Below are 20,106 nucleotides of genomic sequence, written 5' to 3'. Positions count from 1 at the left end.
CCGGTGCGGCTATGGTGCAGTTGCGGTCTGCCTATCCCGCGCGAATGGCGGCTTCTGGGATTTAGCATCACAGGTTCGGGGACGAAGCTCTATCGATGACGGCCGCCTCAGCTCCAGTATGTTTTGGAACTGGAAATTGGTTCAAGCGCACGCGCCAGCCCGACATGTGTCGCTATCAGCGGCGAGCCTTGCGAATGTCTAGATAGGAGCGGTTGAACTGTGCAAGCTTTGCCAGACCTGACCAATCAAGGATGTGGATTTGATCTCTGCCCCACTCAACCAGTTCGGCATCACGAAGATCGCGCACACCGCGATTGATATGAATTGCCGTATAACTTAACGCGCCTGCGAAATCTCTCTGGGTGACAGACTCAGGTATTTTGTAATCGTAGGCCGCGCCGACTGCTGTTAAGCGCGTATAGAGTTCGCACAGCATGTGGGCGATACTTGCGCTAACGCGAAGGGTGGCGCTGTTGACCAACCATTGCCGATGGATTTGTCCATCGATCACGGTCGACATCCACAGCAGCCGGGTCAGATGAACCAGCTGAACCGGCGAAAATCGCGTCGCTCCGGGGGATACTTCATCGGCTTACGCATTCGCGCCCGTGGGGCGGACAAGATTTTCAATACCTACCCCTGCAAATGGCGGCTGCGGTATAGGCGGATGTCGTATTTACTCCGTGATCCCACCCTGGCTTGGGGCTACACGCATACCGGAGTGATCCATTGGGATGAGCTGCCGGTCTCGATACCGGAGGAATCTTCTCCGACGGGCTCGCGTTCATATCTCTCACCCGCCTGCATCGCTACAAAACACGCGATCAGGTTGATCGCCGAGGGCAGGACATCTGCCATCGCCGCACATGAACTCGGCATCTCAATTACGGCCTTACACGCGCGCCTGACTTCTGCCCGCAAGAGACTCGGTGCTGATAGGATCTCGGACTTGGTCCATGCCGCCCGGTCACGCAGCTTATCCTAGCCGAGTTATGCAGCCGATCATGTGATTAAGCCGACCACCTATGGATCAAAATGCGTTTGTTGGCGAAGGGTCCGCATCTGCGAAATTGTGTCCATCCAATTCGGTCCGGAGCGGTTTGCATGGCGGCGCCCTTCCCGGTAAGGTATTCTCGCGCGCCGTGCACCGTTCCGGTGCTGCAGATCATTATGCCGCCTGGTCGCAATCGAGGGACCGGATCACGGTAGCAGCCAGATAAGCAACGACGTCCAATCATACAGGGGGCGATTTGTTCCCACCGGAGGCGTAGGGCGCAACGCTTATGCAAAAGTCAGTCGGGAAATTCGCAAACTCTCGGCGAAGGCGGTTTTCTTCTTTGATTTTGACAGGGATCCAAAAGAACAGTGCGCGACAGGTTGAGCGCGGAACAAGCTCGCTGCGGCAGGGTTGTCGTTGAGCAACCAAGGAACTCCGCCATGTCCACGCCCAAAGACAACGCGCAGCGCATTTCCAACCAGCCGCAGCAAGAACCCGCGACCTGCCCTGCCGGCATGGAAGATGAACGCGAATGCCCTGAGCGTGGCGACGACAAACCGGTGCCATCGGAAGCGCGGCTGAGAGGAGACACAGATGGACCAGATTAGGCATACCCGGTTGGCCGAAGATCAGCTGACCCGTGAGAGCCTGGACGGCGCGACGATATGACACGGAGCATAACACCGTCGGCACCGTGTTACATTTGCACGGCGCCGGCGCCGGCGTGCTTGTCGTAATCGAAGTCGGCGGCTTTCTGGGCATAGGAACTCACCCAGTGGCGATACCCGCGCTCGATATGGCGTTCATGCAAGACGAGGCGGCAGAAGTCCATGCCGTTACGAACTGGACCAAAGAGGAGCTGAAAAACATGCCGAGGCACGAGGACAAAGAATAAAGCGCGAAGCTGAGGAATCTGCTCAGCATTTGTCTAACTTCGCCTGGTCACTCCCATGGACGCAATTTCACAGTTTGAGCGGCTTGCGTTTCTGAAAACCGCTGAACCGTTCCGTACATATCTACACTCTGTGGCATTTGCGGATGCGCGCTGGTGACGCAGTTGCTCCGACCGCGCGTAAGCTGTAGCTATTCAGGACGCTCCAGAAAAACCCTAGCGAAAGGCGAATAGTTCCTCGTCTGGATCGCGGCGTCCTGCTAGGCGTGCCGCGACGATCTGCGCGGCGATCATGGAAAATGTGATGCCATTGCCGCCAAACCCCATCACGGCATGGACCCGGCGCATGTCGGGCACTCGATCGATGATCGGCAGACCGTCGCTCGTATTTCCGAACGGCGCGGCCCAAATATATGCAGGCGGACCGATTTCGATGCCGCAAAGCTTGCGCAGTTTGGCCGCGATGCATCGGGCGCTGGCCCGCATCCGGGCGGGGTCGCGATAGGCGTCCGGGGCATCGCTGTCTTCGCCACCCGCGATGATGCGCCCGTCGCGCGCGGTGCGGAAGTACAGATAAGGGTCGGCAGCCTCCCAGACCAGCATGTCGTCCAGCCAGCCGGGCCGCGCCGTGCCGGGATGGCTGGACAGGGCCCAGGTCGAGGTGATCCGGTGCGACGGGCTTTGCATCAGCGGCAGAAATTCATAGCCGGTGCTAAACACCGCCTGTCCCGCCGTCAGCACCCCGCCCGCCCGCGTCGCCAAGGCGACGCCGCCCTGCAATTCGGCCAGATCGGTGATTTCGACGGGCGATGCGATTTCCGCCCCGCGCTGCACCGCCACGCCCAGCAGCCCCGCCGTCAGTTGCGCCGGATTGGCTGAGGCGGACGCCTGCGACAGGATCGCCCCCGTGCGATCAATACCGAATTGCGACGCAAGTTCGGTTTGCGCCAGATATTCACCGGCAATGCCTGCGGCCTGTCGTGCCTCCAACTCGGCCTGCATGGCGCGGTTGCCCATCCGGTCGCCGCAAAGATACAGCGCCTGCTTGGCCTGCATGTCGCAATCAATGCCCAGCCGGTCAGCCAGACGCAGCAGGTCGCGGACCGCCCTGACGGAGCGTTGCCACGCCCGCGCCGCCTGCGCATCGCCGATCTGGCGGGCGAGCTGGTGCAACGGCACGTCGATTTCGTGCTGGATCATGGCGGTCGAAGCCAGACTTGACCCACGCACCGGTTCGCGCCGGTCCAGGATCAAGACGCGCTGCTTGCGCCGCGTCAGCGCCTCGGCCATCAGCGCGCCGCTGATCCCGCTGCCGACCACGATGACGTCCCATGATCGCGCCGAAGACTGCGGAATGCAGGGCGCACTGATATGAGGGGTCGCCGCCCAAAAGGGCATATCCTCGTGCAGGCGTCGCTTGCGGGTGCGCGTGGCTTTGGCGTCCAAGTTCAGACTCCGCCGCTCGTCAAGGTGATCCGAAAGCGCATCTGTCATAGTCCCCGTTTTGCCGCTGGTGGATAACCCCAATGGAAGACGGATGTTCCGGTCAGATCATCGGCATGCCGCCAGTGACAGCGATGGTCGCACCTGACACATAGCTAGAGGCGGGTTCCGCCAGCATGACATAGGCCGAGGCCAATTCAGCGGGCTGCGCGGGTCGGCCCATCGGATAGTTCTCGCCGAATTTCCGCACCTCGTCGGACGACATGCTGGCGGGGATCAGCGGCGTCCACACCGGGCCGGGGGCGACGGCGTTCACGCGAATGCCCCTGGGGGCAAGCATCTGCGCCAGCCCCGCAGTAAAGTTCTGGATCGCGCCCTTGGTCGTGGCATAGGTCAGCAGCTTCGGGTTCGGTTTGTCCGAATTGATCGAGGCGGTGTTGATGATCGCGCCCCCTTTCGGCATATGCGCCACCGCCGCCTTGGCCAGATAGAACATCGCATCGATATTGACGGCAAAGGTATGGCGCCATTCATCGTCCGGGATGTCCTCGATCCGGTCGAACAGAATCTGCCGGGCTGCATTGTTCACCAGAATGTCCAGCCTGCCGAACCGGCCCACGACCTGGGCCACCAAATCGCGGCAATGCGCAGGATCGGCCAGATCGCCGGCGATCGTCAGGCATTCGCGGCCCGCCTTGCGGAGCCATGCGGCGGTATCTTCGGCGTCGGCGTTTTCCGAAAGATAGGCCAGCCCCACCTCCGCCCCTTCGCGGGCATAGGCGATGGCCGTTGCGCGCCCGATACCGCTATCGCCACCAGTGATTAGCGCGACCTTGCCTTGTAGCCGACCGCGACCCTGCCAGCTTTCCTCGCCATGATCGGGCACGGGGTCCATCTTGCAGAAACTGCCGGGCAGGGATTGGCTTTGCGCGGGAAATGGCGGTTTCGGATAATCGGTCATATTGTTCCTTTCAGCGTCCCGAGGCTGGGCCGCCCGTATCGCAGTTGGGATCCTTGGTGACTTCATTCGCGGGATCAATGCGTTGCTGGCGCTGGTCGATGACGTTCAAACCCGGCCTCCGGAGCCGGTCCGGGGCTGTCACCGGCATGGGCGCGGTCGGGGCCGCTTGTTCCCAATCCCGAACTACGGGCTTGGTGGTCTGCGCTGGCGGCAAGGCGCGGCTGACCAACAGGCCCAGCGACAGACCAAGGCCCAAGCCCGCAAAGCCAAGCGCGATGCCCCAGATCGGCAGCGCCAGTTCCCAGCCCGGCGTGAGGCGCGCGGGCATAAGCAGGTAATCCACGGCGGCGGCAATCATCGCCGTGACCAGCCCGGTCAGCCACAATTGCGGCCGGCCAGTCCGCTGGATCGGTCGCATCAGCAGGACGGCGATGACGGCCCAGAAACAAGCCGACACAACATGGATGACTCCGCCGATGACCAAGGCCGCCGCACTGCCCGATACCGCATCCGGTCCAAGGACCACATGCGCGGTGGCTTTCAACGGCGCAGCTGGCGACAGTCCCTGCGTCAGGGCAACCAAAGCCAAGGCGAGCGCCGAGACGAAGCCCGCGGAGCTGCCGATCAACAGGGTGCGAGAAACCGTGTGTCGCATTACTGGTCCTCCTGCCTGCGTGAACCGGCAAGGGGGACATAATGTTCCAGCTAGATAGAATGCATGCTCTAGCACGTCCCGCAGGATGCCAAGGGCACGGTTCTCAAGGCTTTTCACCGTTCCGATGTGGCGTTTCAGCACGCGGGACAGGAAAGTTTCCTGCACCAGATCCTCGGCATCGTTCAGGTTCCGGCACAAGGCCCGCGAACAGACGCGCAACGCAATATATGATGCAGAGCATCGTGTGACATTTCGCCTATCCCCCGCGGAGGCTACATAGGGGGAACATCCTGAATCGGTCCGGGTTCAGGATCATCAGTCCGCGGTGTCGCAGTGGTCCCGCGATGCCTGCGCCAAGACATGGTCCAGCTGCATGGCCAAATCTCTGATCCGGGCAGGGATCGGTTCGTCAAGGGCCTGTTCGCGCAGTCTCGACAATGTCCGCTCAATGTCCTGATCGCGCATCTTTCCAGCATCATTCATCATGTCACCATTCCGTGCCCGGCCCGACTAAAGTCGTCAATACATTTCCCTGCGCCCAGAATCCGGACGAACGCTGAAATCGCCCAGAAGCGATACCTCGCATGATTGCGAGCGATCAATTCATGTAACCCTTGCCCGCGCGCCGATATTCGCGATGCAGCAGGCTCAGCAGCCAGTCATCGGCGTGCTGCTCGGTCGCCCGATCGCCCACCTGTTCCAGCGCAGTTTCGAGCGTCGCCTCCAGCAGACGGTCGGCGGCATCCCGGCCCTGCATCAACTGCCGTGCCCGTTCACGCAGCAGCGGCAACAGCGCCGTCACCGACAGCGACGACCGGATACGGCCCTGAACCCGCAGATCGTGGATCAGCGCCTGCGTCGGCCAAGGTTTCGAGTAAATGGACGAATCCCGAAGATGCAACGGCAGCAGCGTCCGTTCATGGCCAGTATAGAACAGGAACGGCTTGTCCCGCGCGATCATCCGATCGGCGACTGCATAGGACAGCCCTTCGCCGACACGGATGTCCAGAATGGCAGCATCCGCGTCCTGGGCGTGATCCATTGCGGTTTCCACATCTGGGAACGGCCCCAGCACTTTATCCCCCATCTCGCTGATTTCGCTGCCAATTCGACGGGCCAGCAGATAGTCATCTTCCAGCACGAGAATACGCATCCGCACATCCGTTGCGTGATGTTCCATCGTCGCCTCCGTCTTGGACTGTCGAGCTCAGCATATACCAGTTTCGGAGCCGCGTCATGTTTCGGGGGAACATTAGCCCGACCCGCAGGTTTGTCCGGCCCATCGCTCGGCCTGCATCAGCCCCCGGAGGTCACATGTCCCGCTTTCACAACAAGGTCGTCATCGTCACCGGCGCAGGTTCCGGCATTGGCGCCGAAACAGCGCGCCGTTTTGCGGGCGAAGGGGCGCATGTCGTGCTGGTCGCCCGCACTCGCGCCGATCTTGAGAAGGTGGCGCATGACTGCGGTCCACACTGTCTGGTCCACCCTGCGGATGTTGGAGATGAAGACGCGGTCGAGACGATGATCGCCGCGACGCTGGACCGCTACGACCGCATCGACGTGCTGGTGAACAACGCGGGCACGGTCGTGCAGGGCGACCTGACGGAGATCAAAACCAGCGATTATCGCCGTATCATGGCCACCTTGGTCGATGGCACGTTTTTCTGCATCCGGGCCGCGCTGCCCTATTTGGTGCGGACCAAGGGGTGCATCATCAACACCGATTCCGTTTCGGGGCTGGCGGGCGATTGGGGCATGTCCGTCTATAATCTGGCCAAGGGCGGTATTGCCAATTTCACCCGCGCTTTGGCTTTGGATTGCGGGGCCAAGGGCGTGCGGGTGAACGCCGTGGCCCCGACACTGACCCGGACGCCGCTGACGCGGGACGTCTTTGACCACCCCGACATGCTGGACAAGTTCCGCGATAGGATCGCCCTGGGCCGCCCTGGCGAGCCTGCGGAAGTTGCCGCGGTCATCGCCTTTCTTGCCAGCGAGGATGCAGGCTTCGTCACCGGGGTTGTGCTGCCGGTGGATGGCGGGTTGATGGCGTCGAACGGGCAGCCCCGGCAGGCCTAGCGCAGCGCGGTGCGCAGCATTCCGATTAGCTGCGCCGACAGCATCGGTTTCAGGCAGAACGGCCGGTGGGCATGTCGCTGCGGCAGCACCGCCCGGTCATAGCCGCTGGAAAACACGAAGGGCACGCCCTGCTCCTCCAGCCGGTCGGCCAGCTGGAATTGCATTTCCCCATGAAGGTTAATGTCCAGCACCGCGCAGTCCGCGGGCAGCGCGGCCAGCGCGTCAGCCACGCTGGAAAAAGGCCCGATCACCCGACCACCCGCTGCCGTCAGCAAGTCGCATATCTGGCGCGCGATGAAATATTCATCCTCAAGCACCAGCACCGACCTGTCGGCAAGGGCCGGGGCGTCCATCACGCCAATTGCCGTGTGGGCAGGCGGATATGGCAGCAAAGCCCGTCCGCTTCGTAATCCATCCGCGTGCTGGCCCCCAGATCATAGGCCAGCGCCTGCTGGATGATCTCGGACCCGAAGCCCAGCCGGGTGGGCGTCGTCACGTCCGGAACGCCGGTTTCGCGCCAGATGATTGTTAGGCCATCCGCGTCAACGCTCCAAGACACAGAAAGGCGGCCAGCTTCGTCGCGCAGCGCGCCGTATTTCGCGGCATTTGTCGCCAGTTCGTGGAATGCCAGCGTCAGACGCTCGGCGGCGCGTGGCTTCAGCAGCACAGGCTTGCCATCGAGATGCAGGCCCTTTGGCGGGAACGCGTCCAGCTCGTCCAGCAGGATGCCGCGCAGGTCCAACCCTTGATCGGGGTTGCGCGTCACCGCTGCCTGCACGCGCGCGAATGCCCCAAGACGACCAAGGAAGGTCGCGCGATAACCAGCCGCATCGGGGGCACTGTCGCCGCTGCGTTCCGCGATCAGCCCGATGATGCCCAGACTGTTGCGCACGCGATGCTGCAATTCGGCCAACAGCAGCTTTTGGTAATCCAGCGCATCACGCAGCGCAGCCTCGGCGCGGGCCTTTTCGATCGCGGCCAAAGCGCGCTCGGCGGCCTGCTCCAGCAGAGCAATTTCGGGCGCGGTCCAACCTTGCTTGCGGGCCTGCAAGCCGCCGACGGTCAGGACCCCTTCGATTGGCTGCGGATCCTTGACGAAGCGGACGTCGCTGGCGCCGAAATGCGCCGCGATCATCCGCGTCGCGGTGCCTTCGGGGTCATCCGACAGACGCAGCCGGTCGCTGAGTTCCAGCAGGAAACGCTGACGCTGTTCGGCCTCTTGCAACTGGGCCAGCGTCTCGTCCCGCTGGCGTTCGGCCAAGATGCGGGCCGTGGTTTCGATCATCGTCACCAATACGCCGTCCACCGCGCCAAGATCATCGCGGATCGGGCTATAAGTCAGGGTGAACCATGCATCCTTCAATTGCCCGGACCGGGCCAAGGGATAAAGCCCATCCTCTCGCGTGATCACATCGCCTTGCATGACGCGGGCATAGATCGGGCCGTTGATATGCCAGACCTCGGGCCAGCAGGTCTGCGTGGGCTGGCCCAGCCCGCCGGGATGCTTGCCACCCAGAATCTGCGCATAGCCGTCATTGTAAACCTGAACCAGATCGGGGCCCAGCAGCGCGATCATGGGAAAGCCATGCGACAGCACCGTGTCGACCAGCGCAAGGCGGCGCGGCGACCAGTCCTGCATCGGCCCCAGCGGCGTAGCGGCCCAATCATAGGCCAGCACATGGGCCGACATGTCATAATTACCCAATTCCGTGTTCCGTTGCTGCAACGCGTCCTTTGGCATTTCAGACTATCCTTGGTTTTCACGCAATGACCACGGGCGGCGCAGAAGAAGGGGGAAGGCATTATTGGTCGGTCTGGGGCACGATCCTCCAGACCGTGTTCGACAGATCATCCGCCACGATCAGCGCGCCGCGCGGATCGACACTGACCCCTACCGGGCGGCCCCGCGTATTGCCGTCTTCCTGCAGAAAGCCCGACACGAAATCGACCGGCTCACCCGACGGGCGACCATTGCGGAACGGCACGAAGACCACCTTGTAGCCCACGGGTTCGCTGCGGTTCCAACTGCCATGCAGACCGACAAATACACCCTCGGCAAACTGCTGTCCCATCTCGAGAACCGAGAAATCGACGCCAAGGGCTGCGACATGCGACCCCAGCGCATAATCCGGCGCAATTGCCGAGGCGACCTTTTCGGGATCCTGCGGCTGGACGCGGGTATCGACGTTCTGCCCCCAGTAGCTGTAGGGCCAGCCATAGAACGCGCCCTCCTGCACCGAGGTCAGATAGTCCGGCACCAGATCCGGCCCGATCTCATCGCGTTCATTAGCGACCGCCCATAGCTGGTCCGTTCCGGGCTGGATCGTTAGGGCCGTGGGATTGCGGATGCCGGTGGCGTAAGGCCGGTGTGCGCCAGTCGCCACGTCGATCTGCCAGATCATGGCGCGGTCTTCCTCGGCAGCCATGCCGCGTTCGGTGATGTTGCTGTTCGAACCGATGCCGACGTAAAGAAACCGTCCATCGGCGCTGGCGGTCATGGCCTTGGTCCAGTGGTGGTTCAGCGCAGCGGGCAATTCGGTCAGCGTTTCGGGCGCGCTGCTGGCCTTGGTCTGGCCCTCGGAATAATCGAAGCGCACCAAGCTGTTCTGGTTCGCGACATAGATCGCCCCGTCGATGAACGCCAAGCCATAGGGCGAATTCAACCCATCAGCAAAGACGGTCTGCAATTCATAGGTTCCGTCGCCATCCGCATCGCGCAGCAGGGTCAGGCGGTCGCCGCCCGACTCGGGGCTTTTGCCCATTGCCTTGATCAGCCCGGCGATTAGATCCTTGGGTCGCATAGCGGGTGCGCTGGCACCCTTGCCCTCGGCAACCAGGATGTCCCCGTTCGGCAGAATTAGCGTCTGGCGCGGAATCTTCAGCCCAGTCGCGATGGCTGAAATCGTGTATTCCTGCGGCACCGTGGGCAATGCGTCACGCCACAATGCCGGGCGCGGAATCTTCATATCCGGCAGCAGGCCTTGACGTGGCGTAGGCAGGTCAGGGTTCGCACCATAGCGTGTGCCGGGGGCATTTTGTGCGAAAGCGGGGATTGCGGCGACAAGGCCGATCAGGATCAGGGCGCGCATCAGATTTCCTCGGACAGATGGGTGCCGGAATAGCCCAGCCATGACGCAATCAGCGCAAGCGCCGTCGATATGGCGGACCACCACAAGGCCTCAGGCATGATCGCCCAAGCATCCTGCGAATAGGCAAATGCGTTGATCAGACCGGTGATCCATGCAGCAAGCAGCGTCAACAGATACAGGCCCGGTCGCGACAGCCCATAGCGGCGGGTGCGAAAAAGATGGATCAGCGCGGCCGTCAAAGCAAAGCCGCCAGCAAACAAGCCGCCCGCATTCAGCCATTGGGCAAAATTCGACCACTGAATCTCGTAACTGCGGAAATACGCGATGTCGCTGACCAGTGCCCCCAGGAACAGCGGGAACGGAAAGGCCAGCAGGATTGCGTGAAGTGGGTGGATGGGTCGGATCGCCCGATGGGATATGGACGGGTGCACGGATTATCCTTCTGGCTTTTACGGCACGGCGGATGGGGCTATGGGCAAAGCGTGCCTGCGCACATAGCGCTGTCGATCGATTGACGGGCGTTATGTGTGTTCGCCTGAGCAGTCCCGAAGGTCGCGGCTTCGGAGCCTTACAGGTTCTGCAACTTCGTCACCGATCGTTCTTTTCGGGCTTTTCCTGCCGGGCTGGGTTCATCACTTCGAATTCTTGGGGGTCATGGGGCACGCCATCGTGCTTGCCCTGACTGTTTTCGCGTTTGGGGTCCGTTGCCGGATTGTCCTTTTTAGTCGCTTTTACACGTGTCATCCGCAGACTCCTTTCGATGAAGGTGGCGTTCAGGATGCCTTGGCCTTGGCGACGGCTTCCATGCAGGCCGCCTCGTCCCCCGCGTCCAATGCGGTGCGGGCATCCTTCAGGGCGGCTGCTCGTGCGTCGGGTCCGCTTTCAGCCTGTGCCTGACCGGCAGCCGTCGGCTGGCCGTCCTGCTGTGCCTGAACGTCTTGGCCCGACATAGCCTGACCGGAATCGCCGCCCGCATCCTCCAACGGAGCTGTCGTGCCATCCTTGGAGATTCCATCGGTGACGGATGATCCATCGGCTTGCTGCAAGGGGGCTAGCGAGCCGTCCTTGGAAATCCCGTCAGCGCCGTTGCCGCCTTCCAGCGCGGCCAGATCGGCGGCGCAATCAGCAGATGCAACACCAGCCGATATAATGCCGATGCCAAGTATCGCGGCCATTAACGAAGTCCTGTTCATGATCTTATCCTCCCTTGCGATGCAGGAAGCGCATCAGGGCACAAACAGTCACAGAACGGCGATGTTCCAAAGGTGGGCTTATTTCCCATGGCACCGCGCGTAATCTGAAAAGGCTATCTGAAGCTGTCGCTGGTCACGTGTCCGATGGCGATGCAGCCGGCCACGACCGAGACCGAGAAGCTGCGCTTTCCCACGCTGAACGCGGCGACCGGCAACCGGGCCCAACGCCGCTATGTCGACGGCGTCACCAGCAGGCCCGTCGCTGATAAGAAACAGGCACGGGGCTATCCCAAGGGCGAGGACGAGCACAGGCAATGCGGCCCCAAACCTGGAGCGGCAGCGCGGTCGAGGCTATGACCAGCATGAATTACTTGGGCGGTCGCCAGCACCTTCGAGCTTTTGTGGAACAGGCAGGATACAAGCTGAAGTAAGCAAACGCGCCGGCGGCAGAGGCTCTGCGACCGGAAAGCGCGGGGCCGATGAATGGCAGGTTCGTCAGGCGTGCTGGCGCTTATGGGTTCGAAATGCTGCGCGCACTGTCGAGTGACTGCTTCGGATAGTGCTGCAGTGCGGCGTCGGCCAGCCACGAGCGCCCGCTATGGGCCGAAGATGTGTGGAAACAGTCAATTAGCCGTGCGCGGGTATTCATGGTTGTCACCACGGCTGATCCGCATCGACCACGTCAGCTAGCGATTTCAGCTATCAGGCGCCGGATGCAGATCAAGGAGATGACACGTTTCATGATATAGGCGACGACATTCAGCGCCATCTACGTCCTGACGTTTGGCAGGGATGCTGCCATAGCGGCGCGCCAGATGTGCGACCCGCTCGGCCCGCGCTTCGCCCTCCTCCAATTGGTCGATGCGGACCATCTCGTCGATGTAATGCGCGACCCCAGCCGCGAGATGGGCCAAGCGGCTGGCGATCTTGCCTTTGGTGAAGTTGCGATCGCGCTCGATACCCTTGATGAAACCTGCCATCTCGACCTCCCAGAACCACGAGAAAGTCTAACACAAAAGAGAGTTTCCACACACCCTCGGTCGGGGCGCCCTACCCTTTCAAAATCAGAGCTGCGCCACTGATGATGGAAAAAATCAACACGGCCAGCCGCAGCGCAGGGCCATTGATATGGGCATGAACCATCCGCGACAGAGCTGAGCCGATCAGAACGGCAGGGATCAGGAAAAGGGCGGCCAGCGTCTGTTCCTGGGTGACATGACCTGACACGAACAAAACCCCCAGTGAGATGATTTCGCCAACCAGAAAGCAGATCGCGACGGTCGAGCGCAGGACCGGCCCCTGCGCGTGCTGGTAGAGGAGCGCCAGAGGCGGGCCGCCGATGCCGGTGGCGGTTTCGGTGATGCCGGTAAACAGGCCCACGCCGATGGATGCGGGCGGGCCGGCCCGGAATGGCGGCGACACAAGGGCGACTCCTGCGGCAAGAATGGTCAGCAGCCCTACGGCGATTTCCAGCTGTCGGACCGAAAGCGCAAACAGGATCGCCATGCCCAGGAACGTGCCGAAAAAACGACCGGCGGTGATCCAGCTTGCGCCCTGTCGGTCGATGGCGCGTCGTTCTCTCCAAGCCACCAAGGCATTGAGCGGAAGCATCAGGACCAGCAATGTGACCGGCAGGTAGGTTGTATCGACGAAGCCAAGGATCGGAGCCATGATCAGCGCAAATCCGATGCCGACGGCACCCTGAATGAATGCAGCGCCACCAACCAAAAGTGACAGGGTCAGGAAGATCGTCAGGGTCACGCGGGCCTCATGGAGCTCAGGCTATCGGCCGTCTGATGAACGCGCTGGATCTGTGCCGTGGCAATTGCCGGGCCTGCCCTGTCCCGGACCTCGGCCATCAAGGCACTGGCGTCCCAATCGACAGGCCAGCCTTTCACCATCCGAAGCTGCCCGCAGGTGAAGACAGCGTCGATCTGGTCACGGTTGCCATAGCGGACCAACTCCCAGCTTAGATCATGCGACGGCAGGAACTCGGGTCGGTCGAGGTCCACCAAGAGAAAATCGGCGGCCAGGCCCGGCGCGATTTGACCGGTGATGGCGGCCAGCCCGCTGGCCTCTGCCGCCATGCGGGTTGCCGCGTCCAGCCACAGCCAGCCCGCTCCGCAGGAACTATCTCCGGAGGCAAGGCCATAGGTGGCACGCTGCAAACTTTCCGCAGCATCCATCAGCCTGAAACCGTCCGCGCGGGTCCCGTCGGTGCCAAGCCCGAAACGTATGCCAAGTGCATGCATCTGCAGTGCTGGCGCGACGGCATTGCCCTTCCAGACCGAGGCCACAGGGTTATAGGCCACCGCTGTGCCAGTGTCGCGCAGGATGTTCAGCTCGGACGGTGTGACCAACGTGGAATGAGCGATCAAAGTCTGCGGACCAAGCGCGCCAACATGGGCCAGATGTTCCAGCGGACGGTGGCCGCAGGCCACCAGGGACCGCTCGACCGCGACCAGATGCTCGTTCACATGCGTCTGGAAGATGGCCCCTGCCCGCGCCGCCATCGCCGCGACGTCACGCAGCATTCCATCGCTCGCCGCCTCGGGGATCGAAATCGCAAGCGACGGATGGATCAGGGGATCGTTGTCGTATTGGGCAAGGTGTGCCTCGGCCGCCCCAAGGATGCTCTTTTGGTCAAGGATCTCTGCCGTGCCACCGAGATCGTTGCAGATACGGGCTATGACAACCCGCAGCCCGGTTTCGCGTGCCGCGTCGGCCAGGCGGTCGACATGCCCCGCCGAGCGCGTGCCGGCATCGACCGCAGTCGTGAAGCCACCGCGAAGACATTCAAGCGCTGAAAGCTTGGCGGACAGATAGACCATGCGTTCATCCAGACTGCCTTCAAGCGGCACCCAGATGCGGCGGAATATCTCGGATGGTTCGCCGAAGACCAGCGACTTGCCGAGCGATTGCGTAAGATGGGTATGCGTGTCGATGAAGCCCGGCATCATCAGGTGATGGGGTAGTTCAAGCCATCCGGAACCCGGATTACGTGCGCGCAGTTCGGCCGCCTCGGCAATCTCGGCGAAGCGGCCCGCCTTCAACAGGACCGCCATTCCCGTCCGTGGACCTGATGCCAGCAATAGCTGCCCCGGCGCCACGATCAGGTTTTCAGTTGATGCGAAGGCTTGGCCAAAGTCGGTCAATGCATGTTCTCCACGGTTTCATGTTGCTTGGAGGTCCTGATCTGGAACACGGCGTTGACAAGCGCGGCGGTGACCGTGCCCATCGCCAAGCCGTTGCCCAGGATCATCTGCGACCATTGCGGGAACTGGCTGTAGATCCCGGGCACCAGGATCGGCATCAGGCCCATCGCCAGGCCCGAGGCCAAGGTGAACATCGCGCCGTGATCGCGCAGGTCAACGCGGCTCAGGACATGGATGCCGATCACGCCGATGATCGAAAAGACAATGATCGCGGTGCCGCCAACGACTGCGCCGGGCAGGACACTTGCCAGCCTGGACACGGGCGCGATCAGCGCGATCACCATCAGGATCACCCCGGCCGCCGCGGTGACATAGCGGGACCGCACGCCAGTTGCACGAACTATGCCGACATTTTCGCCCGAGGTAATGATCAGTGAGGTGCCAAACAGGCCGCCCAGAATCGAGGCCACGGCATCGCCCCGGATGGTGCGCGGCACGATGGTATGGGCATCCCCCTTGCGATCCACGATCTCGGCCGTGGCGATGGTCTGGCCGGTCGCTTCAGCCATGGAAATGATCGAAAAAATGATCAGCGGCAAGGATGCGACAATATCGAACTTCGGCACCCCAAAGGGAAACAGCTGCGGCACTGCGATCAGCGCGCCTTGCATGACACCCGTGGTGTCCAGCCGCCCAAGAACCGCTGCGAGAAGCGTCCCCGCAATCAGCCCCAGCATGACCGATATCCGCTGCAATGTCCCGGTGAAGACCCTCGAAAATATCACAGTCAGCGCGATGGTTGCCAGCGCGAGCCCGACATTCACCGGATCGGCAAAATTTTCGCTGCCTGGCTTGCCGGTGATGGTGCCGCCATAGATCTTGACAAGATTGATCGCGACCAAAAGCAGCATCGTGCCCACTACGATTGGCGGGAAGAACCGCAGCAGACGGCGAAACACAGGGAGCGAGACAAAGTAGAAGACGCCCGTCATAAGCACTGCGCCAACCGCTGTCTGAATGTCAGTCTGGGTGGCGATTGCCAGGAAAATCGCAATCGGCGCGCCCCCCGGCACCATGATGAATGGAAGCCTGGCACCCAGCCCCACCGGGCCGAAACTTTGCAGGAGCGACCCGATACCGCAAACCAGGAAGGTCGCGCTGATGATCGAGACGGTCAATGCGGGCTCGAAACCCAGCGTTTGCGCGACCAGAAAGACCGCCGTAATGGGCGAGGCGGCCATGACCAGCACGTGCTGGAGGCCGTAAAGAACGAGATTCCTGAGCGGTAGACGCTCATCGACCGGATCTATTCCGGCGCGATGCTCCAACTCCATGTGCATGTGCATATCCCCTGTCGGATGGGTGTTCGTTTGCTTGTGCAAATCGTTTTGCTACGCACCCAGTAACATGCCGTCCGATTCGCGCAAATCGTTTTGTTGTTCGATCCTGGTTCGATTGCTAAACAAGACTGGACTGTGGATGAGGACCGCGTGAAAAAACCGACCATCTCTGATCTGGCCAAGGCAGCGGGCGTGTCGGTGACCACAGTTTCGCACGCCTTCAGCGGCCGTCGTCATGTCGATCCTGAAACCTGCAAGCGCATCGAGCGTCTGGCCGATCAACTGGGCTATCATCCAAGCGGCATGGCACGCGCATTGCGCAGCGGGCGTACCGGCGTCATCGCTCTGGCCTCGTCGATGCCTTTTGCGGTAGCAGCGGGGCCTTCGCGGCTGGGTTTTTTGATGGAGATCGCCGCATCGGCAGCAATGTCGGCCCTGACGCGCGACCTTGCGCTGTGTCTCATCCCACCCCACCCCACCGCGCCTAGTTACGGCACGGCGAGCTTTGACGGTGTCATCTTGGTCGAGCCAATGCTGGACGATCCGTTGATCCAGCATTTCGAACAGCGCAGGACGGCTATTGTTTCGATCGGCACGGTCCCGGGCAGGCCGGATATTCCGTCTATCGACCTCCGGTCACACGAAACCGCATGCTTGCTTCTGAACCACCTCGCCGAACAGGGCTGCCGCCAAATCGCAGCGCTGCTCGGCACATCGCCACGAACAAGCCAGATCGAAAGCGCCGACGCCTATGCGGCGTTCGTCGCCCAGCATGGCACGCAGGCCCGCCTGATCCGGTTGGAGGAAGAAGATGCCGAGAACACGGCCTATCGTCAAATGCTGGATGTGCTGCGGACCGATCCGGCGGTAGATGGCGTCTTTGCCTCAATCGACGCCTTCGCAACGGGCGCTATCCGGGCGGCACACGATACCGACCGAGCCATTCCCGAAAAGCTGTGTGTCGTCACCCGTTACGACGGTCTCCGCGCCAAGCTGTCTCAACCTCCACTCACCGCAGTTGACCTGTACTTACCCATGGTCGCCGAGAAGGCAGTAGAGTTGCTCCTGAATCAGATCGACGGCCACAAGCATTCTGTAAAATCCGATTTGCCAAAGCTGATCATCCGGGCATCGTCCCAGAAAAGAGGTAGCTGAATCTTTCCGTCCTGGATTGCTCTGACCTTCACGAGCTTACCGTGGGATTTCATAAGGCAAAAGCCGCCTAGGCCGCATGGCCACGCTGATCGCACGAACCTTCCTGCGGCATCCAACGAACGGCCGCGTTGGCGAACGCCGCGAACCAAGATCGTTGCTCGACCGGCGGCTTCGCGTCGGAAGATGAATGGATACAGTCTGGCGCAAAATAATGACGCCCTCCCTTAGTTCCGCCGACTAAACATTATCAGCCGCCGGAACGGCTCAATCCGACTGCCCGTTTGTTGTTACAGCGTTCATAGGAGGACGACATGAACCGCGACATCATCAAGGGCAAATGGGACCAGATGAAGGGTTCCATGAAGCAGAAATGGGGTGAGCTTACCGACGACGACATGACCCAGATCGAGGGTGATGCTGATCGGCTGTCGGGCAAGCTGCAGGAGCGCTATGGCTGGGCAAAGGAAGACGCCGAAAAGCACATCGACGATTTCTTCCTTGACGACCCGGACGCAGCGCGGCGGGATGACACGCTTCGCGGTGACGACCGCCTGTAAAAGTGGAAGGGCGACATCCTTCTTTGCTCCCGGCTTTCCAGCCGGGGGCTTTTCATTTTCAGAGCAGCGGCGCAGAAGGCGCGCATGAGAGCAATGCGCGATAAAAAACGACGCTCACCTTTACCGGGAAACATCGGAGCATGTAACCGATCAAGGAACCGCAGGATTGGCTTGCCTTCTACAAGCGACAGCAGGCTGCGACGCAAACTGGCCGGAACCTAAGAAAGCGATAAGCGTCGCCATGATAAGCTGGCCAAGCTCTTCAAGTTATCAAAGCGGTGCGGATGCGGGATTCTGCTGGGTTGCAAACGAATACCCGCAATAGGGAAATTGCGGAGCAGCGCTGTCCGTTGCTGGAACGATAACTTTCAGCCGCGATAGCTGTCCCTTATCGAACCAGTTCAGCTTGACCGCCAATTCGTCCGTCCGGGTGAACTGCAAACGCCGCATTTCAAAAACCTATTCCGATGCTCGCGCCACCTCGCCTCATGCACCCGCCGGACGTCAGCCATCGGTTCGAGGTGAAAGGATCAGAGGTATCCTCTCCGGCCTTTTCCTTCTTTTGAAGAATATAGCGCAACCGTTGACGCTGGTCGCTGCAAGTCGTTTCAGATCCGATCTGGGCGATATCCATGCGACTGAATACATGCGGGTTGAGCCCCATGATCGCAGCCTCTTGAAGATGGCCCGGGGACAGCGGTTTGCTCTCTGCGAGCGCCGATCCCGTCGCGGCAGACAAGACCAATGCGACAAGACTGAGTTTTCTGAACATTCACGGCCCACACATCTGATATGGCTTCTATGGATGTGGTAGCTCTGGCGCGTCGTTTTTAGAGCCGCTGGCTTGGGTAAGACTACCACCGCTGCAACAAGCTATGTCCCGCGAAAATTTCGGACATGGTCCACCATCGCCCGCAGTTTCGGAGAGAGGTTCCGGCGGCTGGGAAAGAACAGATAGAACCCAGCAAACTTCGGCAGAAAGTCGTCCAGAATCGAAACGAACGCGCCGCTGTCGATCCACGGCCGGAATGTTTCCTCCATTCCGAAGGTGATGCCACCCCCGGCAAGGCCTGTGCGGATCATCAACTGCATGTCGTTCGTCGTCACATGCGGCGGCACCGCCACGTCGAAGGCGCGGCCCGCCTCTTCGAACTCCCAGCGATAGGGCGCGACGGCGGGGTCCGGACGCCAGCCGATGCAGCGATGACCGATCAGCTCGCGCGGATGTGCAGGCGTGCCATGCGTGGCAAGATAGCCGGGCGTCGCCACGCAGACCTGCCGCTGCGGGCCGGTCAAGGGCACGGCGATCATGTCCTGCGCAATGACTTCACCCAAGCGCACGCCCGCATCGAAGCCGCCGGCAACGATGTCGTTTTCGACATCAGTCACCGTCACATCCAGCGCAATCTGTGGATGTGCCGCGACGAAGCTGGCAATCAATGGGCCGGACAGAAATCGCTCGGCAATCGAGGTGGCGGCAATGCGCAGCGTGCCCCGCGGCGTATCGCCCAGCGTGTCAAGCGCCCCGACAATTTCAGCGAGCGGCCCGGACAGCGCGGCTTGCAGCGCGGCTCCGGCCTCGGTCAGGTGCATACTGCGGGTGGTGCGATGAAACAACGCGGTGCCATGCCTATCCTCCAACCGTCGGACGCCCTGGCTGACGGCCGAGCGGGTGACTCCAAGGCGGTCGGCAGCCTCGCGAAAGTTCCCGGCCTCGGCCACCGTGACGAACATCCGCAGCAGGTTCAGGTCATCCATTGGTTAGCCTATCTGGACAGTCTGGTCAGGAATAAACGGATACTGCCGACAATAGGCGCCGTCTATCTTTCACCTCATGCAAAGCAAGGAGATGAAGATGGAAAAGGTCATTTTAATAACCGGAGCATCCAGCGGCATCGGCGAAGGGATCGCCCGCGAACTGGCCGCGACCGGCGCCAAGCTGATGATCGGCGCGCGTCGCACCGAACGGCTGGCGGCTTTGGCGGCAGAGCTTGGCGGCAACGTGCGGTTCCGCGCGCTGGACGTCACCAATCGCGACGACGTGGCAGCATTTGCCGAGGCTGCCCGAACCGAATGGGGTCATGTCGATGCAATCGTGAACAATGCGGGCGTGATGCAGCTGTCGCTGATGGCGTCGATGAAGGTCGCGGAATGGGACCGGATGATCGACGTTAATATCCGGGGCGTGCTACATGGCATCGCAGCAGTCCTGCCCCAGATGGTCGCGCGTAAATCCGGGCATATCATCAATATCGGCTCGGTCGGTGCGTTGTCTGTTGTGCCGACAGCTGCGGTCTATTGCGCGACGAAATATGCCGTGCGCGCGATTTCGGACGGACTGCGGCAGGAACACGCGGATCTGCGTGTGACCTGCATCCATCCCGGCGTCGTGGAAAGTGAACTGGCCGACACGATCACCGATCCGGTCGCCGCCGAAGGGATGATGACCTATCGCGCCATCGCGCTGCATCCTTCGGCCATTGCCCGCGCGGTGCGCTTCGCACTGGAGCAGCCCGAGGATGTCGACGTGAACGAGATCGTGGTGCGCCCGACCCGGACACCGGTGGGGGTCGCATGAAGGCCCTGACATTGG

The 20,106-nt window shown here is 61.4% G+C and carries 23 protein-coding genes and 1 pseudogene; 8 read left to right on the top strand and 16 right to left on the bottom strand.

The genetic code is table 11. From position 1 onward, the window contains the following. Positions 1-175: 175 nt before the first annotated feature. The gene (locus FN835_RS14445; RefSeq protein ID WP_142663935.1) at positions 176-520 is read right to left on the bottom strand and encodes a helix-turn-helix domain-containing protein; all 345 of its coding nucleotides are present in this window, start codon (positions 518-520) and stop codon (positions 176-178) included. Between FN835_RS14445 and FN835_RS21895 the strand changes: the two genes are divergently transcribed. The 3 genes from FN835_RS21895 (at position 491) to FN835_RS14435 (ending at position 1,892) form a co-directional block, all read left to right on the top strand. Beyond that, the gene (locus FN835_RS21895) at positions 491-985 is read left to right on the top strand and encodes an autoinducer binding domain-containing protein (protein WP_142663934.1); all 495 of its coding nucleotides are present in this window, start codon (positions 491-493) and stop codon (positions 983-985) included. The two genes, FN835_RS14445 and FN835_RS21895, sit on opposite strands and share 30 nt — an antisense overlap. Before the next feature lie 452 nt (positions 986-1,437). Continuing rightward, complete coding sequence (locus FN835_RS21280) at positions 1,438-1,605, top strand: hypothetical protein (RefSeq protein ID WP_185958685.1); 168 nt, start codon at positions 1,438-1,440, stop codon at positions 1,603-1,605. Positions 1,606-1,637: 32 nt separating this feature from the next. Further along, on the top strand, positions 1,638-1,892 hold the full coding sequence (locus FN835_RS14435; protein WP_246098751.1) for a PRC-barrel domain containing protein: 255 nt from the start codon (positions 1,638-1,640) through the stop codon (positions 1,890-1,892). 213 nt (positions 1,893-2,105) lie between these two features. Here the strand turns inward: FN835_RS14435 and FN835_RS14430 are convergent, their stop codons facing one another. The 4 genes from FN835_RS14430 to FN835_RS14415 form a co-directional block, all read right to left on the bottom strand. Beyond that, positions 2,106-3,335 carry an NAD(P)/FAD-dependent oxidoreductase gene (locus FN835_RS14430; RefSeq protein ID WP_246098750.1) on the bottom strand — a complete coding sequence of 410 codons (1,230 nt, stop codon included), beginning with the start codon at positions 3,333-3,335 and terminating at the stop codon, positions 2,106-2,108. A gap of 100 nt (positions 3,336-3,435) precedes the next feature. Next, positions 3,436-4,293 carry a glucose 1-dehydrogenase gene (locus tag FN835_RS14425; RefSeq protein WP_142663932.1) on the bottom strand — a complete coding sequence of 286 codons (858 nt, stop codon included), beginning with the start codon at positions 4,291-4,293 and terminating at the stop codon, positions 3,436-3,438. Between the two features lie 10 nt (positions 4,294-4,303). Beyond that, complete coding sequence (locus tag FN835_RS14420) at positions 4,304-4,948, bottom strand: hypothetical protein (protein ID WP_142663931.1); 645 nt, start codon at positions 4,946-4,948, stop codon at positions 4,304-4,306. Between the two features lie 598 nt (positions 4,949-5,546). Continuing rightward, on the bottom strand, positions 5,547-6,128 hold the full coding sequence (locus tag FN835_RS14415) for a response regulator (RefSeq protein WP_142663930.1): 582 nt from the start codon (positions 6,126-6,128) through the stop codon (positions 5,547-5,549). A 134-nt stretch (positions 6,129-6,262) separates the two neighbouring features. Here FN835_RS14415 and budC point away from each other — a divergent pair, with 134 nt between their 5' ends. Next, positions 6,263-7,024 (top strand): meso-2,3-butanediol dehydrogenase, encoded by a 762-nt coding sequence (budC, locus tag FN835_RS14410; protein WP_142663929.1) that lies wholly within the window; start codon positions 6,263-6,265, stop codon positions 7,022-7,024. Here the strand turns inward: budC and FN835_RS14405 are convergent. From FN835_RS14405 to FN835_RS14385, 6 genes are all read right to left on the bottom strand, one after another. Then, positions 7,021-7,380 (bottom strand): response regulator, encoded by a 360-nt coding sequence (locus FN835_RS14405; protein ID WP_221930434.1) that lies wholly within the window; start codon positions 7,378-7,380, stop codon positions 7,021-7,023. The two genes, budC and FN835_RS14405, sit on opposite strands and share 4 nt — an antisense overlap. Then, the gene (locus tag FN835_RS21275) at positions 7,377-8,729 is read right to left on the bottom strand and encodes a sensor histidine kinase (protein ID WP_185958684.1); all 1,353 of its coding nucleotides are present in this window, start codon (positions 8,727-8,729) and stop codon (positions 7,377-7,379) included. Before FN835_RS21275 ends, FN835_RS14405 begins: the two co-directional genes overlap by 4 nt. A gap of 97 nt (positions 8,730-8,826) precedes the next feature. After that, positions 8,827-10,113 carry a PQQ-dependent sugar dehydrogenase gene (locus tag FN835_RS14395; RefSeq protein ID WP_142663928.1) on the bottom strand — a complete coding sequence of 429 codons (1,287 nt, stop codon included), beginning with the start codon at positions 10,111-10,113 and terminating at the stop codon, positions 8,827-8,829. After that, a complete protein-coding gene (locus tag FN835_RS14390) occupies positions 10,113-10,544 on the bottom strand; it encodes a DUF2231 domain-containing protein (RefSeq protein ID WP_142663927.1) in 432 nt (143 codons plus the stop codon). Before FN835_RS14390 ends, FN835_RS14395 begins: the two co-directional genes overlap by 1 nt. A 157-nt stretch (positions 10,545-10,701) precedes the next feature. Further along, the gene (locus tag FN835_RS21270) at positions 10,702-10,857 is read right to left on the bottom strand and encodes a hypothetical protein (RefSeq protein WP_185958683.1); all 156 of its coding nucleotides are present in this window, start codon (positions 10,855-10,857) and stop codon (positions 10,702-10,704) included. A 29-nt stretch (positions 10,858-10,886) separates the two neighbouring features. Then, entirely contained in the window at positions 10,887-11,288 is a 402-nt protein-coding gene (locus tag FN835_RS14385; RefSeq protein ID WP_142663926.1) for a hypothetical protein, read from the bottom strand. A gap of 135 nt (positions 11,289-11,423) precedes the next feature. Here FN835_RS14385 and FN835_RS21890 point away from each other — a divergent pair, with 135 nt between their 5' ends. Continuing rightward, positions 11,424-11,663 (top strand): Ku protein, encoded by a 240-nt coding sequence (locus FN835_RS21890; RefSeq protein WP_425467473.1) that lies wholly within the window; start codon positions 11,424-11,426, stop codon positions 11,661-11,663. 413 nt (positions 11,664-12,076) lie between these two features. On the opposite strand, the pseudogene FN835_RS14380 reads toward FN835_RS21890, so the two are convergent. The 4 genes and pseudogenes from FN835_RS14380 to FN835_RS14365 form a co-directional block, all read right to left on the bottom strand. Then, positions 12,077-12,259: pseudogene (locus FN835_RS14380) on the bottom strand (IS5/IS1182 family transposase); the annotation flags it as partial. Positions 12,260-12,356: 97 nt separating this feature from the next. Beyond that, on the bottom strand, positions 12,357-13,067 hold the full coding sequence (locus tag FN835_RS14375; RefSeq protein ID WP_142663925.1) for a sulfite exporter TauE/SafE family protein: 711 nt from the start codon (positions 13,065-13,067) through the stop codon (positions 12,357-12,359). Then, positions 13,064-14,371 (bottom strand): amidohydrolase family protein, encoded by a 1,308-nt coding sequence (locus FN835_RS14370; RefSeq protein ID WP_142663924.1) that lies wholly within the window; start codon positions 14,369-14,371, stop codon positions 13,064-13,066. The genes FN835_RS14375 and FN835_RS14370 overlap by 4 nt, the downstream gene beginning before the upstream one ends. Positions 14,372-14,457: 86 nt before the next feature. Further along, a complete protein-coding gene (locus FN835_RS14365) occupies positions 14,458-15,801 on the bottom strand; it encodes a uracil-xanthine permease family protein (protein WP_246098749.1) in 1,344 nt (447 codons plus the stop codon). A 150-nt stretch (positions 15,802-15,951) separates the two neighbouring features. Here FN835_RS14365 and FN835_RS14360 point away from each other — a divergent pair, with 150 nt between their 5' ends. Together FN835_RS14360 and FN835_RS14355 are read left to right on the top strand one after the other, a co-directional pair. After that, positions 15,952-16,956, top strand: coding sequence for a substrate-binding domain-containing protein (locus tag FN835_RS14360; RefSeq protein WP_142663923.1), 1,005 nt, complete (start codon positions 15,952-15,954; stop codon positions 16,954-16,956). A 311-nt stretch (positions 16,957-17,267) separates the two neighbouring features. Then, positions 17,268-17,513 carry a CsbD family protein gene (locus tag FN835_RS14355; RefSeq protein WP_142663922.1) on the top strand — a complete coding sequence of 82 codons (246 nt, stop codon included), beginning with the start codon at positions 17,268-17,270 and terminating at the stop codon, positions 17,511-17,513. Between the two features lie 873 nt (positions 17,514-18,386). Here the strand turns inward: FN835_RS14355 and FN835_RS14350 are convergent. After that, positions 18,387-19,271 carry a LysR family transcriptional regulator gene (locus FN835_RS14350; RefSeq protein ID WP_142663921.1) on the bottom strand — a complete coding sequence of 295 codons (885 nt, stop codon included), beginning with the start codon at positions 19,269-19,271 and terminating at the stop codon, positions 18,387-18,389. Positions 19,272-19,368: 97 nt separating this feature from the next. Here FN835_RS14350 and FN835_RS14345 point away from each other — a divergent pair, with 97 nt between their 5' ends. Next, positions 19,369-20,091, top strand: coding sequence for an SDR family oxidoreductase (locus FN835_RS14345; protein ID WP_221930432.1), 723 nt, complete (start codon positions 19,369-19,371; stop codon positions 20,089-20,091). The last annotated feature ends 15 nt before the right edge of the window (positions 20,092-20,106 follow it).

The organism is Paracoccus laeviglucosivorans, from assembly GCF_900182695.1.
Classification (GTDB): domain Bacteria; phylum Pseudomonadota; class Alphaproteobacteria; order Rhodobacterales; family Rhodobacteraceae; genus Paracoccus; species Paracoccus laeviglucosivorans.
This window is presented reverse-complemented; position numbering and strand designations above follow the sequence as displayed.

Coding starts and splice junctions, on each gene's coding strand:
- FN835_RS21280 (WP_185958685.1), top strand. CDS start 1,438: ATGTCCACGCCCAAAGACAACGCGCAGCGCATTTCCAACCAGCCGCAG.
- FN835_RS14415 (WP_142663930.1), bottom strand. CDS start 6,128: ATGGAACATCACGCAACGGATGTGCGGATGCGTATTCTCGTGCTGGAA.
- FN835_RS14365 (WP_246098749.1), bottom strand. CDS start 15,801: ATGCACATGGAGTTGGAGCATCGCGCCGGAATAGATCCGGTCGATGAG.
- FN835_RS14385 (WP_142663926.1), bottom strand. CDS start 11,288: ATGGCCGCGATACTTGGCATCGGCATTATATCGGCTGGTGTTGCATCT.
- FN835_RS14425 (WP_142663932.1), bottom strand. CDS start 4,293: ATGACCGATTATCCGAAACCGCCATTTCCCGCGCAAAGCCAATCCCTG.
- FN835_RS21270 (WP_185958683.1), bottom strand. CDS start 10,857: ATGACACGTGTAAAAGCGACTAAAAAGGACAATCCGGCAACGGACCCC.
- FN835_RS14355 (WP_142663922.1), top strand. CDS start 17,268: ATGAACCGCGACATCATCAAGGGCAAATGGGACCAGATGAAGGGTTCC.
- FN835_RS14350 (WP_142663921.1), bottom strand. CDS start 19,271: ATGGATGACCTGAACCTGCTGCGGATGTTCGTCACGGTGGCCGAGGCC.
- FN835_RS14370 (WP_142663924.1), bottom strand. CDS start 14,371: ATGGCGGTCCTGTTGAAGGCGGGCCGCTTCGCCGAGATTGCCGAGGCG.
- FN835_RS14345 (WP_221930432.1), top strand. CDS start 19,369: ATGGAAAAGGTCATTTTAATAACCGGAGCATCCAGCGGCATCGGCGAA.
- FN835_RS14445 (WP_142663935.1), bottom strand. CDS start 520: ATGTCGACCGTGATCGATGGACAAATCCATCGGCAATGGTTGGTCAAC.
- budC (WP_142663929.1), top strand. CDS start 6,263: ATGTCCCGCTTTCACAACAAGGTCGTCATCGTCACCGGCGCAGGTTCC.
- FN835_RS21895 (WP_142663934.1), top strand. CDS start 491: ATGGATTTGTCCATCGATCACGGTCGACATCCACAGCAGCCGGGTCAG.
- FN835_RS14420 (WP_142663931.1), bottom strand. CDS start 4,948: ATGCGACACACGGTTTCTCGCACCCTGTTGATCGGCAGCTCCGCGGGC.
- FN835_RS14395 (WP_142663928.1), bottom strand. CDS start 10,113: ATGCGCGCCCTGATCCTGATCGGCCTTGTCGCCGCAATCCCCGCTTTC.